Here is a 16,908-nt window from a genome sequence, read left to right as displayed (position 1 = left end):
TTCGTAAACAGGGGTGCCTCATTTTATAGCCCAGTGCCGCATGTAGGGTTAGTCCGGGGAGGCAAACGAAGGTTTCCCGGTGAAAATAGTTTCATGTTCAGGCGTCAAGCCTGCCCTATGACGCCGGTTTTCGCGATCAGGAAACGTTCGCGACAATAAAAAATAAAAAAGTTCCTTTTTTTCTCAAAAGAAATCAGAATTCGCGCCGATAGAGGTAGGAGCATGGACACGTCGGGTAGCGATAGCGTCATTGCTTGAACCTTACGAAGTTGAATCCCGCCATTTGCGAGGTGAGCAATGGGCACAGTACTACCGGCAAGCGTTCCACAGACTCTGTACGTTACCGTTCGTCGCGACGAGCTGAGCCAGCTCAAGGCCGAACGCGATCAGTTGCAAAAGAAAGTTGCCCAGCTGACGCTGATGTTGCAGCACGCCCAGCTCGCAGCACCCGGCACCGCCTTGCAGGCCTGATCCCCCGTTCCCTCAGATTGTTCGCGGCAAGCCCGATCCGCCGGCTTGCCGTACCCCGCCTGTGAACCCCGTTCGCGCTGACGATACCCGCCTCTTCCCATCGCCTTTGGTCGGACCAGACACATTCTGTAATGTTCCTGCTCCTTGAAAATTAAGGATTTCGTGCTTCCAGAACCCGATTGTGTCATCTGGCTCACATTTTTTTCACCTGCCCCTCACCATACTCCCGCACCTCTGTGAGCTGTCTGCCGATCACTGTCGTCCAGACCGGTCCTCACGCCTGCACGACGCGACGGCCTGGCCAAGTCGCGCGAAAGATCCATAGCTGGAGCGCTTGATGGCAACTATGAAAGGGAGCTCACCGGCTCCGAAGGGTTTTGACTGGACCGGCCTGGTCTGGCTGTTCGTCTTCTTCTGGTATTTTTCCGGTATCACCCAACTGCTTATTCAGCTGACCGGCATTACCGGCTTCGCAGGGTTTCGTCAGGCGTTCGTGATGAGCGGCATCTGGCTCGCGCCCATGCTCCTGTTCCCCAACAAGACCCGAATCATGGCGGCCGTCATTGGCGTTGTGCTGTGGGCGTGTTCGATGGCGAGCCTCGGCTACTTCTTCATCTACCAGCAAGAGTTCTCGCAAAGCGTCATCTTCATCATGTTCGAGTCGAACATCTCTGAAGCGGGCGAGTACATGACCCAGTATTTCGCCTGGTGGATCGTGCTGGCATTCATCGCCCACACCGCCTTCGCGATTTTCCTGTGGACGCGTCTGCGCCCGGTTTACATGCCACGCGGCCGCGCCTGGGTGGTTTCGACGGCACTGTTGGTGGCCATCGTCGGCTACCCGCTGGCCAAACAGATGTCGCGTCACGAGGACACTGCATCGGGCCTCGAAGCGTTCGAATCGCGTATCGAACCGGCGGTGCCATGGCAAATGCTGGTGGCCTACCACCGCTACACGCAGCAACTGGACAGCATGCAGGGCATGCTGACCAGCAGCAGCAACATTGCGCCGTTGAAGAACCTCAAGGACCAGCAGGCCGGTCTTCCCACCACGCTGGTATTGGTGATCGGCGAATCCACTAACCGGGGTCGCATGCACCTTTATGGCTACCCACGCCAGACCACGCCGAACCTGGACGCGATGAAAGATCAGCTGCAGGTGTTCAACAATGTGATCACCCCGCGCCCTTACACCATCGAAGCCCTGCAACAGGTTCTAACGTTCGCCGACGAAGAAAACCCGGACCTGTACCTGAAGACACCTTCAATCGTCAGCGTGATGAAACAGGCGGGTTACAAAACCTTCTGGATCACCAACCAGCAGACGATGACCAAGCGCAACACCATGCTCACGACGTTTTCCGAACAGGCTGACGAGCAGGTGTACCTGAACAACAACCGCAACCAGAACGCCCGCCAGTACGACGGCGATGTGCTGGAACCGTTTGCCAAGGCGCTGACCGATGCCGCACCGCGCAAGCTGATCGTCGTCCACCTGCTGGGCACGCACATGAGCTATCAGTACCGGTATCCGCAGGACTATGAAAAGTTCACCGGCCGTGACGGCGTACCCGCCGCGATCGATGACAGCAAACTGGAGCTCTACAACAGCTACGACAATGCCGTGCTGTACAACGACTTCGTGGTGTCCAGCCTGATCAAGTCCTACGCCAAGGCCGACCCGAACGGCTTCCTGCTGTACCTGTCCGACCATGGCGAGGACGTCTACGATTCCGCTGGCCATAACACCCTCGGCAGAAACGAAGCCAAACCGACGATCCCGATGTACACAGTGCCGTTCATTGCCTACGCCTCACCCAAATGGCGGCAGACACACGACTGGAACTTCGACAGCATTCATGACCGTCCGTACACCAGCTCCAATCTGGTCCACACCTGGGCGCAGCTGGCAGGTTTGAGCTTCGATGAACTGGACACTACCAAGAGTCTCGTCAGCCTGGACTTCAAGGCTCGGCCACGCCTGATTGGCGACCCCTATGCGCAGAAGGGCTTGAGTGATTTCGCGGTGATGGAGAAGGTTGCCAAACAACCTCCAGCGACGCCCGAGGTGGCCAAACAGTAATCTGTCAGTACTGAGCGCCTACATTAAGGAGCTCCGGCATTCAGAAGCTCCGATGTTAAAAAGAAGGCCTGCGCAATGCAGGCCTTCTTTCATCCACGCGTTGCCATCAGAGCCTGCGCATCAGTACGCGGGTCACGCGACGCTCCTGCACTCGGACCACTTTCAGGCTCCAGCCATCCAAGATCACTTCATCACCCGACGCCGGCAAACGATCCAGCAGGCTCATGATCAATCCCGCCAGCGTCTGATATTCATCGGTGACGGGGGCCTTGAAGCCGATTCGCTCGCGCAGATGAGTCAGGTTCATCGCCGCATTGACCTGCACGCTGTCACCCTCTTCCACCAGATCCGGGCCGTCCGCTTCACTCGCATCCGGCAGTTCTCCGGCAATGGACTCCAGGATGTCAGTCATGCTGAGAATGCCGACAAAATCGCCGAACTCGTTCACCACAAAGGCAATGTGAGTGGACTCTGCACGCATCTGGTCGAGCGCATTGAGAATCGAAAAGCTGTCGAGCAGATTGATCGTGGTGCGCGTCAGGTGTTCAAGGCTGGGGCTTGAACCCGTGAGCAGCCCGTTGAGCAACTCTTTCTTGTGCACGAAGCCGAGTGGCTCTTCCACCCGCCCACCGCGTATCAGCGGCAGCCTTGAGTAGGACGAAGCCACCAGTCGCTGACGAATAACGGCTTCGTCGTCATTCAGGTCGATCATGTCGACATCGGTACGCGCTGTCATCACGCTGCGAATCGGCTTCTGCGCCAGCTGCAGCACACCGCTGATCATGACGCGCTCCCGACGATCGAAGACGGGTTCCTCGGAGTCGCCCTCCAGCATGTCGACGATGTCCTCCCCCACTTCCTCAACACCGGGTTTGCGACCGCCCAAAAGGCGCAGCACAGCGTGAGCCATGCGTTCGCGACGGGGTAAATGCCCCTTGAGGCTGCGCTTGCGCCGCGAACGCGCGATCTGGTTAAAGACCTCGATGAGGATTGAAAAACCGATCGCCGCGTACAGATAGCCTTTGGGTATGTGAAATCCCAGACCATCGGCTGTCAGGCTGAAGCCGATCATCATCAAAAAGCCCAGGCACAGCATGATCACCGTGGGGTGCGCATTGACGAAGGCCGTCAGCGGTTTGCTGGCGATGATCATGATGGCGATGGAGAACACGACCGCAATCATCATGATCGACAGTTCGTCGACCATGCCCACCGCCGTGATCACCGCGTCAAGCGAGAACACGGCGTCGAGCACAACAATCTGCGCGACGATCGGCCAGAACAACGCGTAGGTCGTGCTGCCGGTCTTCTGCGCGACATGCCCTTCCAGCCGCTCGTGCAATTCCATCGTCGCTTTGAACAGCAGGAAGATGCCGCCGAACAGCATTATCAGGTCTCGGCCTGAAAAGCTCTTGCTAAAGACCTCAAACAAGGGCTCGGTCAGCGTCACCATCCAGGAAATGCTCGCCAGCAGGCCGAGGCGCATGATCAACGCCAGCGACAACCCCAGCACCCGCGCGCGGTCGCGCTGCTCCGGTGGAAGCTTGTCGGCGAGGATGGCAATGAACACCAGGTTGTCGATGCCCAACACCAGCTCCAGCACGATGAGCGTCAGCAGGCCAAGCCAGGCCGTAGGATCCGCAATCCATTCCATGGTCAGTGATTCCTTTTCGACGGCGACAGGGCAGGCACGCTCACGACCGACGCGCCGTTAAGCGGGACGATGAACGCAAATGGGGTGTTGGAGAGGCACAGATCAGCGCGGAGCAGCGAAAGGCAGCCGAGAACGTTCAGCGAACGGGATCGGCAACTGGGAGGTTCCAGTGAAAGAGACATGGGCGTCCTGAGTTGAATACGGGAGGCGATCCTATCTTGCTGCGGGAAGTACCTCACAGGACAGAACTGTTACAAATGTTTTGAACAGTGTTGCCGGAGCAACACCTGGATCATGTAGCCGTCCGACATCGGACGGCACTGTTTGCGCAGCGGATCATTTGTCGGAGCGAATTTAGTCGCGAAGCACCGGAACATTCAAAAAAGAGGTCTCGGCCGTACGCATGCATCGCGAATGAATTCGCCCACAGGTTTGAATCAGACCCGCTGTCTGATGACGCTTACAACGTCTTTTGCCAGAACAACGCCCGGCCCATCTGCGGGTCGAGCTGGTAGTCGGAAAACCCGAGCTTGCGATAGGCGCCGAGCGCCACTTCATTCCCTTCCAGCACTTCCAGGGTCATTTTGCAGCAGCCGCGCTGGCGCGCGATCTCTTCGACCTTGGTGAGCATTTTCTGGCTGATGCCCTGGCCTCGTGCGGACGCGATGACGACAACGTCATGGATATTCACAAGGGGGCGGCAGGCAAAGGTCGAAAAACCTTCGAAACAATTGACCAGCCCGACCGGCTCACCCGCGATGAACGCCAGCACGCTGAACGCATGGGGACGTTTGGCGAGCTCGATCGCCAATTGCTGACGGGTGTCCAGCGACAAGGATTCGCAGCCGCCCATGGCGTCTTCAGCATATTGATTAAGCAGGAAACCGATGGCTTCAGCGTGGACCGGGTTGGTGTAGCTGGCTTGCAGGACCAGAACCTCAGGGGCTTGCATTGACTTCCTCTACAACTCAGGGGGTATCAGGCAACAGGCAGGGACGCCGTTTGCCGCGTGGCGACGATTCTACCGTGGAGCGCACCAAGATATCCCTATACAGAAGTAGGAAATTTCTCGTTGCGCACAAGATTTGATCCCTGCTGCACCGAGAAAAGGCGACACGTCTCACTTTGTGACCGGCCGGTCGCAAAAAAGCCAGCCGTAGCTATGCTTGCCAAGCTGCACCAGTTTGATTGTCGAACAATCCGACCGACGGTATTCGAGGGGTTTTTCCCTCTCAGCGTGCGCCAGAACAGCGCACTGCGCGGTCAGGGAGTTTGTGTAGCGACATGAATTTTTTCCTACAGAAAGGTGCTAGCCCGCGTGCCAGACATTTCCCGGAAAAAAAGTCGAAACTTCTGCAAATGCGCTGGGTCAGCACAATAGAGCGCCTATGCTATTTGTTGAAGCCCGAGCAGAGGCCGCTTTCACCTTGTCCTTCACTATGCAGTCGGTAAATGGGTATCGATTTTGCGTAGGTCTTGTGTGCGTGGCCAACGGACATGGCCAATTACAAATCTAGTGCTGTACCAACACTGCGTATCGAATGGGAGAAAACGATGATTAGTGCCGCTGTCAAAACCCAGAAGGGAGAGAGTTTTAATCAGCCGGCCAGCGAGCTGACCCATCTGCCGGTCTTCGCAACGACGAGCGCACCTTTGCTGCAACTGCCCCCTGTACAACCAGGCATGTCGATGGCGAACAGAAAGAAAATCCTGTTCGTCACCTCGGAGATGGCCGATCTGGTGAAAACCGGCGGTCTGGGTGATGTGTCTGCTGCACTGCCGCGCGCCATGCGCCACCTACACGATGTACGCGTGCTGATCCCCGGCTATCCACAGGTCATCAATAGCGGTAACCCGATCCACATCATTAGCGAACTGAGCGGCCATGCCGCACTGCCTCCCTGCAAGATCGGCCGTATGGACATGAAAGACGGTCTGGTCATTTATGTTCTGATCTGCCCTGAACTGTATGAGCGTGAAGGCACCCCCTATGGCGACAACCATGGCCGCGACTGGTCGGACAACCACATTCGGTTTGCGCGTCTGGGGCTGGCAGCCGCCGACTTCGCCGCCGGTGCGGTGAAAACCCAGTGGTGCCCGGAACTCGTTCACGCCCACGACTGGCCAGCGGGCCTTGCCCCGGCTTACATGAAGTGGCGCGGTCAAACCACCCCAAGCATCTTCACCATTCACAACCTGGCGTATCAGGGGTTTGTCAGCACCGCATCGAGCCGCGAACTGGGTATTCCGGACGAAGCGCTGGGGCCGGATGGCATGGAATTTTATGGCCGTCTGTCGTTCATCAAGGCGGGCATGGCCTATGCCAGTCACATCACCACCGTCAGCGCGACGTACGCCAAGGAAATCACCACGCCAGACTTCGGTTGCGGCCTGGAAGGCTTCCTGCAGAGCAAGGCCAACAGAGGTCAGCTCAGCGGTATTCCCAACGGCATTGATGAAAGCTGGGATGCCGCGACCGACGAACACCTAATCTGCCGCTTCGGTCCTAATGAGTGGACCCGCAAAGAGATCAACGCTGACCACGTGCGTGAGTTGTTCGAGCTTGAACCGTCGACCGGCCCGCTGTTCGCGGTCGTCTCGCGCCTGGTTTATCAGAAGGGTCTGGACCTGACCATCGGCGTCGCCGAGCACATCGTCAACAACGGTGGCCAGATCGCGATCATCGGCCGCGGTGAACCGGACGAAGAAGACGCCATGCGCGCCCTCGCCGCCCGCTTTCCCGGTCAGATCAGCGTGCGCGTCGGCTTCAACGAAACCGACGCCCGCCGTATGTTTGCCGGCAGCGACTTCCTGCTGATGCCGTCGCGGTATGAACCGTGCGGGCTGAGCCAGATGTACGCCCAGCGTTTCGGTTCTTTGCCGGTCGCGCGCCGCACGGGCGGCCTGGCCGACACCATCGAAGACGGTTGCACCGGCTTCCTGTTCGACGAGTCCACGGTGGAGAGCTACACCGAAGCGCTCACACGCGCATTCAAAGTCTTCGCAAATCCACCACTGCTTAACGCCATGCGTTGCCGCGCCATGGCTGCCCCGTTCGACTGGCACAAAGCGGTTGAACCCTATGCCGACCTTTATCAGGAACTGCTGAAGAAGAACGTGGGTGCTGCGCTGCAATACTGATTCATGAACTGGAAAAGGGGTAACGGATGCCTTCGCGCACGGATAAGAGCTGGCGCCACGGCGCCGTCTTGCTGGATCCCGAACACACCCGGTTTGCCCTCTGGGCGCCGGATGCCTATTACGTCAGTGTCGAGATAGAGGATGGGCCGTCACTGGCCCTGCTGCCGCAGGAAGACGGCTGGTTTGTCCTCGAAACACGATGCCTGGCGGGCACGCGATACCGCTACAAAATCGATGAAAACCTTCTGGTACCTGACCCGGCTTCCCGGGCTCAGGTCGGCGAGGTGCATGGCCACAGCGTGGTCATCGACCCGGACGCCTATCAGTGGCACCACGCCGAATGGCGCGGACGCCCTTGGCATGAAGCGGTCATCTACGAATTGCACGTGGGCGCTCTGGGCGGTTTTGCCGGGGTAGAACGCCACCTGCAGCGCTTGGCCGATACCGGCATCACGGCCATCGAACTGATGCCCATCGCGCAATTTCCCGGCGACCACAATTGGGGCTACGACGGCGTCTTGCCATACGCGCCCCAGTCGTCCTACGGCACACCGGAGCAGCTCAGGCACCTGATTGACACGGCCCACGGGCTGGGTCTGATGGTGATCCTGGACGTGGTCTACAACCACTTCGGACCGGACGGTAATTATCTGGGAAGCTACGCCAAGCACTTCTTCCGCAGCGACAAGAAGACGCCATGGGGCGACGCCATTGATTTCCGGCGTCGTGAAGTGCGTGACTTCTTTATCGACAACAGCCTGATGTGGTTGCTGGACTATCGCTTCGACGGTCTACGTTTCGACGCGGTGCACGCCATCGAAGACCCGACGTTCCTTGAGGAACTGGCGCAACGTGTCCGGCAGAAGACGTCAAAGGAGCGCCATGTCTGGCTGATGCTGGAGAACGAGTTCAACGAAGCCAGCCGCATGGATCAGGGTTACGACGCGCAGTGGAACGATGACGGCCATAACACCCTGCACGTCCTGTTGACCGGCGAGACGGATGCGTACTACACCGATTTTGCCCAGCAACCCACCCACAAGCTCGCTCGCCTGTTGGGCGAAGGTTTCGTGTATCAGGGCGAGTCCACACGCCACGGTCACGCCCGTGGCGAACCGAGCGCGCACCTGTCACCGACCGCTTTTGTGCTGTTCCTGCAGAACCACGACCAGATCGGCAATCGCGCCCTCGGTGAGCGGCTGGTGCAGCTGTGTCCGCCCGAAGCGTTGCGCGCGGCGACCGCCCTGCTGCTGCTGTCACCGATGATCCCGCTGATGTTCATGGGCGATGAATGGGGTGCCAGCGAACCGTTTCTGTTCTTCACTGACTTCCATGACGAGCTGGCCGATGCTGTTCGCGAAGGTCGCCGCGGCGAATTCGCCGACTTCGCCGCATTCGCGGACCCCGCTCAACGCGAACGCATCCCGGACCCGAATGCCGTTCAGACCTTTGAGGCGTCACGCCCGGCCGTGGACGCTCTGCTGCTGGAAACCGACAAGGGTCAGGACCATCGCAGCTGGCTGGAACTGTATCGAACGCTGCTGGAGATCCGTCGCGAACACATCGTGCCACGTCTGCCGGGGGCCAGGGCCCTTGGCGCCGAGGTGTTGGCCGACAAAGCCGTCAGCGCACGCTGGCTGTTGGGTGATGGCAGCACCCTGCGCATCGATCTCAACCTTGGGGCGCACACGGTCAAGATCGACGAACACCAGGTGCAGCATGTTCTTCATGAATCCCATCCAAAATCGGCAGAACTTTCCCAACACGGCAACCTCAATCCATACACGGCCATTGTCAGCCTGATATCGAGTGACGTTGTGGAGGAACAGGATGAGCAATGAGCAACTGGAAATGCTGGCGGCCGAGGCAGGATTATCGGTCGACTGGAAAGACGCCAACGCACGACCGCAACGGGTAAGCCCAGAGGCATTACGCAGGGTCCTTGACGGCCTCGGCTACCCGGCTGAAAACGATGAACAGATCACCGCAAGCCTCAAGCGTCTGCAAGACCAGAGCCTTTCCACAACCCCTCCACCGCTGCTGACGGTCGACCATGGCACCAACCTTGACCTCTCACCCTGGTTCAAGCCTGAGACGCCCTTCGTGCTGGAGCTGGAGGACGGCGCTCGCCTCGATGCTAAACTCACCGCCAAGGCCGAGTTGCCTGCCTTGGCGACCGTGGGTTATCAGCAACTGGTGATTGATGGCCAACACCTGACCATCGCTGTCGCACCGAAGACCGCCTACACCCTGGCCATGGCCACCGACGTTACCGTGCCCCGTGCATGGGGCCTGACGTTGCAGCTGTACTATTTGCGCCGCGAAGGCGACGGCGGGTTTGGCGATACCCAGGCCCTGGAAACTTTTGCGCGTTCGGCCGGTGAGCGCGGCGCGGCCGCCATTGCGATCAGTCCGGTCCACGCCATGTTCGCCAATGACAGCGAACGTTTCAGCCCGTATTCACCGTCGAGTCGTCTGTTCCTCAACGCACTGTACGCAGCACCGGGCACGATCCTGGGTGAGCGCGCCGTGCGCATGGCCATTGAGGAGACGGGCCTTGGCGAAGAACTCAAGCGCCTTGAAAACCTGCCGTTGATCGACTGGCCTGCCGCTGCCTCGGCCAAATGGAAAGTGTTTCGCGCGCTGTACGCTGGGTTCATCAGCAGTGACCATCCGCTGCATGAAGACTTCAACAGTTTTCGCCATGCAGGCGGCGAAGCGCTGGAGAACCACTGTCGGTTCGAAGCCATGCGCGACCAGTGCGAGTTGCTGGGTATCAGCGGCAACTGGCACGAGTGGCCGGAGCAATACAAGAGCCCGCGCAGCAAGGCAATCGATGAATTCGCCGCCAGCCATAGCGAGCAGATCGGCTTCCATGCGTTCGCTCAGTGGCTGATTGCGCGGGGCCTGGAGCGTGCGCAAACGGCCGCGCGCAGCAGCGGCATGAGCGTCGGCCTGATCGGCGATCTGGCGGTCGGCGCCGACGGTGCGGGCAGCCAGGCCTGGAGTCGTCAGGACGAATTGCTGTCGGCGCTGACCGTCGGCGCGCCACCCGACATTCTCAACCGTTCGGGTCAGAGTTGGGGCATTTCGGCGTTCTCGCCCACGGGCCTCAAACGCAATGGTTTCCGCGCGTTCATCGAAATGCTCCGGGCCAACCTCGCCCACGCCGGCGGTCTGCGCATCGACCATGTGATGGGCCTGCAGCGCTTATGGGTTGTGCCGATGGGTTCACCGCCCAGCGAAGGTGCTTACCTGAATTACCCGCTGGACGACATGCTGCGCCTGCTGTGCCTGGAGTCGTGGCGCCACAAGGCTGTCGTGCTGGGGGAAGACCTCGGCACGGTGCCCGAGGGCCTGCACGAAAAACTCTCTACCCGCGGCATCTTGGGCATGCGCGTGCTGCTGTTCGAACAAGACAACGGGCATTTCAAACCGATCATCAAATGGTCAGACGACGCGTTGGCGACCACCAGCACCCATGACCTGCCAACGTTGACTGGCTGGCTGAGCGAACTGGACATTGAGTGGAACAAAACCTTGGGCCATATCGACGACGACACCGAGCGTCACTGGCGCGAAGGCCGCGAACGCGAGCGTCATGGCCTGCGCGCGGCGTTGAAGCAAAACTACGGGATGTACGACAGCAACGACAGCGACCTCATTGATGGCAGCGTGCGCTATCTGGGTCACACCCGTGCGCCACTCGTGCTACTGCCGATCGAAGATGCGTTGGGAATAGAGGAGCAGGCCAACCTGCCCGGTACCATCGACAGCCATCCCAATTGGCGTCGGCGATTACCCGGAGACACCTCAACCTTGCTGGACAATACCAACGCTGCACGACGACTGGAAATCCTGGCCTCGGCGCGCCAACAAGCTGCGGAGCGTGATCGATGAGTCAGTCTGTCAATCCACTCCTCAAGTCCCTGCGTGCGACACAACGCCTGCAGTTTCATAAAGACTTCACCCTGGATGACGCGACACGCCTGGTGCCCTACTTCGCCAGGCTCGGCATCAGCCACGTGTACGCTTCGCCGTTGCTCAAGGCGCGAGCGGGTTCGATGCACGGCTACGATGTGGTCGACCCGAGGGTCATCAACCCTGAACTGGGCGGCGAGCCCGCATTGCGCCGCCTGGTTGCCGCGCTGCGGGAACACGGTATGGGGCTGATTCTGGACATCGTTTCCAATCACATGGCCGTCGGCGGGGCCGATAATCCCTGGTGGCTGGACCTGCTGGAATGGGGCCAACGCAGTCCGTATGCGAAGTTCTTCGACATCCAGTGGAATTCGCCTGACCCGCTGCTCAAGGGGCAACTGCTCCTGCCGTTTCTCAGCACCGACTACGGCACCGTGCTGCAGAACGGCGAAGTCCCGTTACGCTTCGATGCTGAGCACGGCAGTTTCCGCGTTGAACATTATCAGCACCACTTCCCCATCAACCCGGGCACCTACGGCCCGTTGCTGAAGGCCGCCAGCCGTCCGGAACTGGATCAACTGGCGGAGCGTTTTGCGCGGCTTGACGAGCACGCAGACGCCTACCAGGAAGCGCTGGACATCAAGGCGGATCTTGTGGCGCTGCTCAAGGCCCATCCGGACCTGACGCACGCCATCGAAACCGGGCTGGCGCAGTTCGACTCCCGTCAGCCGGAAGGCTTCAAGCAGCTGCACCGTCTGCTCGAACATCAGGACTACCGCCTGGCCAGCTGGCGCACGGCCGGGGACGACATCAACTGGCGACGCTTCTTCGACATCAACGAACTGGGCGGCCTCAAGGTCGAGCGTTCGCAGGTGTTCGAAGCCACCCATGCGAAGATTTTCGAACTCATCGCAGAAGGCTTGGTAGACGGCCTGCGCATTGACCATATCGACGGGCTCGCCGATCCACGCGGCTATTGCCGCAAGCTGCGGCGACGCGTTGACAGCCTGCTGAGTCAGCGCCCGGCAGGCACCGAACTGGATCATGTGCCGATCTTCGTCGAGAAAATCCTGGGCCCCGATGAGCCACTGCGCCAGGACTGGAATGTCGACGGCACGACCGGTTATGAGTTCATGAACCAAGTGTCGCTGCTGCAGCACGATCCGAAAGGCGAAGCCGTACTGGGCGAACTGTGGAGCCGGATCAGCGGGCGCACGGCAGACTTCAATCAAGAGGTGCTGGAGGCGCGGGATCTGGTCCTTCACGGCACCCTGGCCGGGGACTTCGAAAACCTCGCCCAGGCATTGCTCCAAGTGGCGCGCAGTGACGTCATGAGCCGCGACCTGACCCTGGGCGCCATCCGCCGCTCACTGTTGGCACTGGTCAGCAATTTTCCGGTCTATCGCACTTACATTACCGCCAGCGGGCGTTCCGAAGCGGATGAACGTTTCTTCCAGCAGGCGATGACGGGTGCACGCGAGATGCTCAGCGAGGGCGACTGGCCGGTGCTCGACTACCTCCAGCGTTGGCTGGGGGGCGAACGTCTGCGCGACTACCCGACAGGTCCTCTGCGCGAGATGCGCCGCAAAGCCCACAACCGCTTCCAGCAGTTGACCTCGCCAGTGGCAGCCAAATCGGTCGAAGACACCTCGTTCTATCGCTCCGCGGTGCTGCTGTCGCGCAACGATGTGGGCTTTCATCCGCAACATTTCAGTGCACCGGTGGAAGCGTTCCACAACGTGTGCATCGAACGCGGTGCACACTTTCCGGACAACCTGCTGACCACTGCGACCCACGACCACAAGCGCGGCGAGGACACTCGGACACGCCTTGCCGTGCTCAGTGAACAGGCGGATTGGTACACAGAACAGGTCGAGCGCTGGCAGCAACTCTCGGCACCGCTGAAGGCTGCCGACACCCACATCAGCCCTGGTGACGAGCTGATGCTCTACCAAGCCATTCTGGGCAGTTGGCCGCTTGGCCTGGAGGGTGAAAGCGCTTTTCAGGACTACGCCAAGCGCCTCACGCAGTGGCAGGAAAAAGCCTTGCGCGAAGCCAAACTCCAGAGCAGCTGGAGTGCGCCCAACGAAGCTTATGAAACGGCCTGCCGTGAGTTCTTGCAGCACCTGTTGCTGAGCCCCGATGCCCTCGCCTTGCGTCAATCCATCGGTGCCACGGCCAATCGAATCGCCCCGGCGGGCGCCTTGAACAGTCTGGCGCAAACTTTGCTGCGAATGACCGTGCCCGGTGTTCCCGATCTGTATCAGGGCACTGAATTCTGGGACTTCAGTTTGGTGGATCCGGACAATCGACGTCCGGTGGATTACCCCGCTCGCGAACGCGCCTTGGGCGAGTCCGTGGCGCTCACCGAGTTGCTTGCCCAGTGGCAGGACGGCCGGATCAAACAGGCACTGATCGCGCAGGTGCTCATGCTGCGTAATCAATACCCTGACCTGTTCAGTGAAGGTCGATACCAACCGCTTGACGTGATCGGTGAACAGGCTGCGCACGTCCTGGCATTTGCCCGGGAAAAAGGAGGTAAGCGGGCTATTGTTGTGGTTCCACGTTTGCCGGCTGAACTAATGGGCACCGCGCAAACTCCATTCATCAACGCAGCAAATTGGGGCGATACACGAATCATCCTGCCGTTCGCTGATTCAAATCCAAATTGGAAGGGACTTTTTTCGCAGGCTACAGTCACAACCAACAAGGAATTGTCGCTCAGCGCAGCGCTCAAGGAATTTTCTGTAAACCTGCTTATTCAAACTTTGTGATACCCGGGAGTGTCGAGATGAGTGCCGACGAAAAGAGAATCAGCGAGCTAGCCCACCAAATCTGGGAAACGGAAGGCAAGCCTCACGGTCAGGATGCGCGCCATTGGGAAATGGCCCGCAAGCTGGCAGACGCCGAGGCCAAAGCGCCGAAGAAACCTGCTGCCGGCAAAGCCTCGAAGGCCAAGCCAGACAGCAAGGCTGAGCCCAAAGCGGCAGCTGCAAAACCTGCGGCCAAAGCGGCGGCAAAGCCTGCTGAAAAGGCCACGCCTAAACCAGCGGCCAAGCCTGCTGCCAAGGCACCGACAAAGCCTGCTGCCAAGCCGAAGGTTGCCGCCAGCGGCGCCGACGCGACCGCCGCCAAGCCTGCTGCAAAACCTGCGGCCAAGCCCGCCGCCAAACCCGCAGCGAAAAAAGCACCTCCGGCCGCCAAGCCACCCGCGCCCTGAGTATTCGTCTCCGACGAGTACCCATCGCGCAGCAAACCTCTGCCGCAGGGATCGCCTGAAAACGATCGATACACCCTGCGGCATCTACCCGCCTGTTTTTATCAATGGATCAGGAATGGCGCAGTCCCCGCCTGCGACACAGGCGTTGTTCGCCCTCAGGAAATCATTCGCACGTCAGGAATACACATGAGCAAGCAAGAGAAGAACACAACACCCCAGAATGAATCCGCCCAGGCAGACGGCCCGCAGGTCAATGCGACGCGCATTCGTGAAGGCCTGCCCTTCCCCCTCGGCGCCAACTGGGATGGCCTGGGCGTCAACTTCGCCATTTTTTCGGCCAACGCAACCAAGGTCGAGCTGTGCCTGTTTGACTCCACCGGCGAGGAAGAACTGGAGCGCATCGAACTCCCCGAATATACCGATGAGATTTTCCACGGTTATTTGCCCGACGCTCACCCCGGGCTGGTTTACGGCTACCGTGTATACGGCCCTTACGACCCGAAAAACGGCCACCGCTTCAACCACAACAAGCTGCTGATCGACCCCTACGCCAAACAACTGGTTGGCAAACTGAAGTGGTCCGAGGCTTTGTTCGGTTACACCATCGGCCACCCGGACGACGATCTGAGCTTCGACGAACGCGACAGCGCGCCCTTCGTGCCCAAGTGCAAGGTCATCGACCCTGCCTACACCTGGGGCCGCGATCAGCGGGTCAATGTGCCGTGGGAAAAAACCATTTTCTACGAGACCCACACCCGTGGTTTCACCATGCGTCACCCATCCGTACCCGAGGAGCTGAAAGGCACGTTCTCTGGTTTGATGGTCGATGACGTCATTCAGCACATCAAAGGTCTGGGCGTGACATCGGTCGAGCTGCTGCCGATCCATGCGTTCGTCAACGACCAGCACTTGCTGCAAAAGGGCATGACGAACTATTGGGGCTACAACACCATCGCGTTCTTCGCGCCTGACCCGCGTTTCCTCGCCCACGGCAAGATCGCCGAGTTCAAGGAGATGGTTGCGCACATGCACCATGCGGGGCTTGAGGTGATCCTCGACGTGGTCTACAACCACACCGCCGAAGGCAACGAACGCGGCCCGACCCTGTCGATGCGCGGCATCGACAACGCCTCGTACTACCGCCTGATGCCGGACGACAAACGCTTCTACATCAACGATTCCGGCACCGGCAACACACTCGACCTGAGCCACCCTTGCGTACTGCAGATGGTCACTGACTCACTGCGCTACTGGGCGAGCGAAATGCACGTCGACGGTTTCCGTTTCGACCTGGCGACCATCCTTGGCCGTTATCACGACGGCTTCGACGAGCGCCACAGCTTCCTCGTGGCCTGTCGCCAAGACCCGGTGCTGCGCCAGGTCAAACTGATTGCCGAGCCTTGGGACTGCGGTCCTGGCGGCTATCAGGTCGGCCACTTCGCGCCGGGCTGGGCCGAATGGAACGACAAATTCCGCGACACCGTGCGCGCGTTCTGGAAAGGCGACGAGGGTCAGTTGGCCGACCTCGCGAGCCGTTTGACGGCCTCGGGCAATATGTTCAACCAGCGCGGTCGCCGGCCGTACGCATCGGTCAACTTCGTCACGGCACACGATGGGTTCACCTTGCACGACCTGGTGTCCTACAACGACAAGCATAACGAGGACAACGACGAGAACAACCAGGACGGCAGCAACGACAACCGCTCCTGGAACCATGGCGTCGAAGGCCCGACTGAAGACCCGGAAATCAACGCCCTGCGTCTGCGCCAGATGCGCAACTTCTTCGCCACGTTGCTGTTTTCCCAAGGCACGCCGATGGTGGTGGCCGGTGACGAGTTCGCCCGCACCCAGCACGGCAACAACAACGCCTACTGTCAGGACAGCGAGATTGGCTGGGTCAACTGGGATTGGGACGAAGACGGCAAGGCGCTGCACAAGTTCGTCAAACGCCTGATCAAGCTGCGCATGGCGTATCCGATCCTGCGTCGCGGCCGTTTCCTCGTGGGTGACTACAACGAAGACCTCGGCGTGAAAGACGTTACCTGGTTGTCGCCGAGTGGCGACGAGATGACCATTGAGCAATGGCAAGATGCCAATGGCCGCTGCCTGGGCATGCTGATGGACGGCCGTGCGCAGGAAACCGGCATTCGTCGTCGTGGCTCCGAAGCGACCTTGCTGCTGGTGGTCAACTCGCACCATGAAGGCGTCAATTTCACCCTGCCGGAGGTACCCGAAGGTGTGAACTGGACCAGCCTGATCGATACCAATCAGCCCGAAATCAAAGGCAAGGACACGTTTGAATTCGGCACCGAATACACTGTGACGCCGCGTTCATTGCTGCTGTTTGAACTGCAGAAGGGAGATCAGGCTTAACCGCTTCGCACGTTTCTTGGGTTCAAGAACCGTTCCGACGGCATC

10 protein-coding genes are annotated in these 16,908 nt (G+C 59.6%); 8 read left to right on the top strand and 2 right to left on the bottom strand.

What is annotated here, in order from left to right; translation table 11 throughout:
- Positions 1-297: 297 nt before the first annotated feature.
- Together ABDX87_RS26720 and ABDX87_RS26715 are read left to right on the top strand one after the other, a co-directional pair.
- The gene (locus ABDX87_RS26720; protein ID WP_346830595.1) at positions 298-471 is read left to right on the top strand and encodes a DUF6026 family protein; all 174 of its coding nucleotides are present in this window, start codon (positions 298-300) and stop codon (positions 469-471) included.
- Between the two features lie 337 nt (positions 472-808).
- A complete protein-coding gene (locus ABDX87_RS26715; RefSeq protein ID WP_346830594.1) occupies positions 809-2,554 on the top strand; it encodes a phosphoethanolamine transferase CptA in 1,746 nt (581 codons plus the stop codon).
- Between the two features lie 106 nt (positions 2,555-2,660).
- Here the strand turns inward: ABDX87_RS26715 and ABDX87_RS26710 are convergent, their stop codons facing one another.
- A complete protein-coding gene (locus tag ABDX87_RS26710) occupies positions 2,661-4,208 on the bottom strand; it encodes a TerC family protein (protein ID WP_346830593.1) in 1,548 nt (515 codons plus the stop codon).
- 460 nt (positions 4,209-4,668) lie between these two features.
- Positions 4,669-5,160: a GNAT family N-acetyltransferase gene (locus ABDX87_RS26705; protein WP_346830592.1), complete on the bottom strand. Its 492-nt coding sequence runs from the start codon at positions 5,158-5,160 to the stop codon at positions 4,669-4,671.
- A 602-nt stretch (positions 5,161-5,762) separates the two neighbouring features.
- On the opposite strand from ABDX87_RS26705, the gene glgA reads away from it, so the two are divergent.
- The 6 genes from glgA to glgX all read left to right on the top strand — a co-directional run bounded on the left by glgA (position 5,763) and on the right by glgX (position 16,863).
- Positions 5,763-7,349 carry a glycogen synthase GlgA gene (gene glgA, locus ABDX87_RS26700; RefSeq protein WP_346830591.1) on the top strand — a complete coding sequence of 529 codons (1,587 nt, stop codon included), beginning with the start codon at positions 5,763-5,765 and terminating at the stop codon, positions 7,347-7,349.
- A 26-nt stretch (positions 7,350-7,375) separates the two neighbouring features.
- Positions 7,376-9,190 (top strand): malto-oligosyltrehalose trehalohydrolase, encoded by a 1,815-nt coding sequence (gene treZ / locus ABDX87_RS26695; protein ID WP_346830590.1) that lies wholly within the window; start codon positions 7,376-7,378, stop codon positions 9,188-9,190.
- Complete coding sequence (gene malQ / locus ABDX87_RS26690; protein WP_346830589.1) at positions 9,180-11,249, top strand: 4-alpha-glucanotransferase; 2,070 nt, start codon at positions 9,180-9,182, stop codon at positions 11,247-11,249. Before treZ ends, malQ begins: the two co-directional genes overlap by 11 nt.
- Positions 11,246-14,044, top strand: coding sequence for a malto-oligosyltrehalose synthase (locus ABDX87_RS26685; protein WP_346830588.1), 2,799 nt, complete (start codon positions 11,246-11,248; stop codon positions 14,042-14,044). The genes malQ and ABDX87_RS26685 overlap by 4 nt, the downstream gene beginning before the upstream one ends.
- A 17-nt stretch (positions 14,045-14,061) precedes the next feature.
- On the top strand, positions 14,062-14,490 hold the full coding sequence (locus ABDX87_RS26680; RefSeq protein ID WP_346830587.1) for a DUF2934 domain-containing protein: 429 nt from the start codon (positions 14,062-14,064) through the stop codon (positions 14,488-14,490).
- Between the two features lie 186 nt (positions 14,491-14,676).
- On the top strand, positions 14,677-16,863 hold the full coding sequence (gene glgX, locus ABDX87_RS26675; RefSeq protein WP_346830586.1) for a glycogen debranching protein GlgX: 2,187 nt from the start codon (positions 14,677-14,679) through the stop codon (positions 16,861-16,863).
- Positions 16,864-16,908 lie beyond the last annotated feature (45 nt).

The organism is Pseudomonas abietaniphila (assembly GCF_039697315.1).
Lineage (GTDB): Bacteria > Pseudomonadota > Gammaproteobacteria > Pseudomonadales > Pseudomonadaceae > Aquipseudomonas > Aquipseudomonas abietaniphila_B.
The sequence above is the reverse complement of the archived record's forward strand: the minus strand, read 5'-3'. Positions and strand labels throughout refer to the sequence as shown.

What these genes read in the sequence shown, in the direction of transcription:
- ABDX87_RS26715 (WP_346830594.1), top strand. Translation starts at nt 809, where the DNA reads ATGGCAACTATGAAAGGGAGCTCACCGGCTCCGAAGGGTTTTGACTGG.
- ABDX87_RS26710 (WP_346830593.1), bottom strand. Translation starts at nt 4,208, where the DNA reads ATGGAATGGATTGCGGATCCTACGGCCTGGCTTGGCCTGCTGACGCTC.
- glgA (WP_346830591.1), top strand. Translation starts at nt 5,763, where the DNA reads ATGATTAGTGCCGCTGTCAAAACCCAGAAGGGAGAGAGTTTTAATCAG.
- ABDX87_RS26705 (WP_346830592.1), bottom strand. Translation starts at nt 5,160, where the DNA reads ATGCAAGCCCCTGAGGTTCTGGTCCTGCAAGCCAGCTACACCAACCCG.
- ABDX87_RS26720 (WP_346830595.1), top strand. Translation starts at nt 298, where the DNA reads ATGGGCACAGTACTACCGGCAAGCGTTCCACAGACTCTGTACGTTACC.
- treZ (WP_346830590.1), top strand. Translation starts at nt 7,376, where the DNA reads ATGCCTTCGCGCACGGATAAGAGCTGGCGCCACGGCGCCGTCTTGCTG.
- ABDX87_RS26685 (WP_346830588.1), top strand. Translation starts at nt 11,246, where the DNA reads ATGAGTCAGTCTGTCAATCCACTCCTCAAGTCCCTGCGTGCGACACAA.
- glgX (WP_346830586.1), top strand. Translation starts at nt 14,677, where the DNA reads ATGAGCAAGCAAGAGAAGAACACAACACCCCAGAATGAATCCGCCCAG.
- ABDX87_RS26680 (WP_346830587.1), top strand. Translation starts at nt 14,062, where the DNA reads ATGAGTGCCGACGAAAAGAGAATCAGCGAGCTAGCCCACCAAATCTGG.
- malQ (WP_346830589.1), top strand. Translation starts at nt 9,180, where the DNA reads ATGAGCAATGAGCAACTGGAAATGCTGGCGGCCGAGGCAGGATTATCG.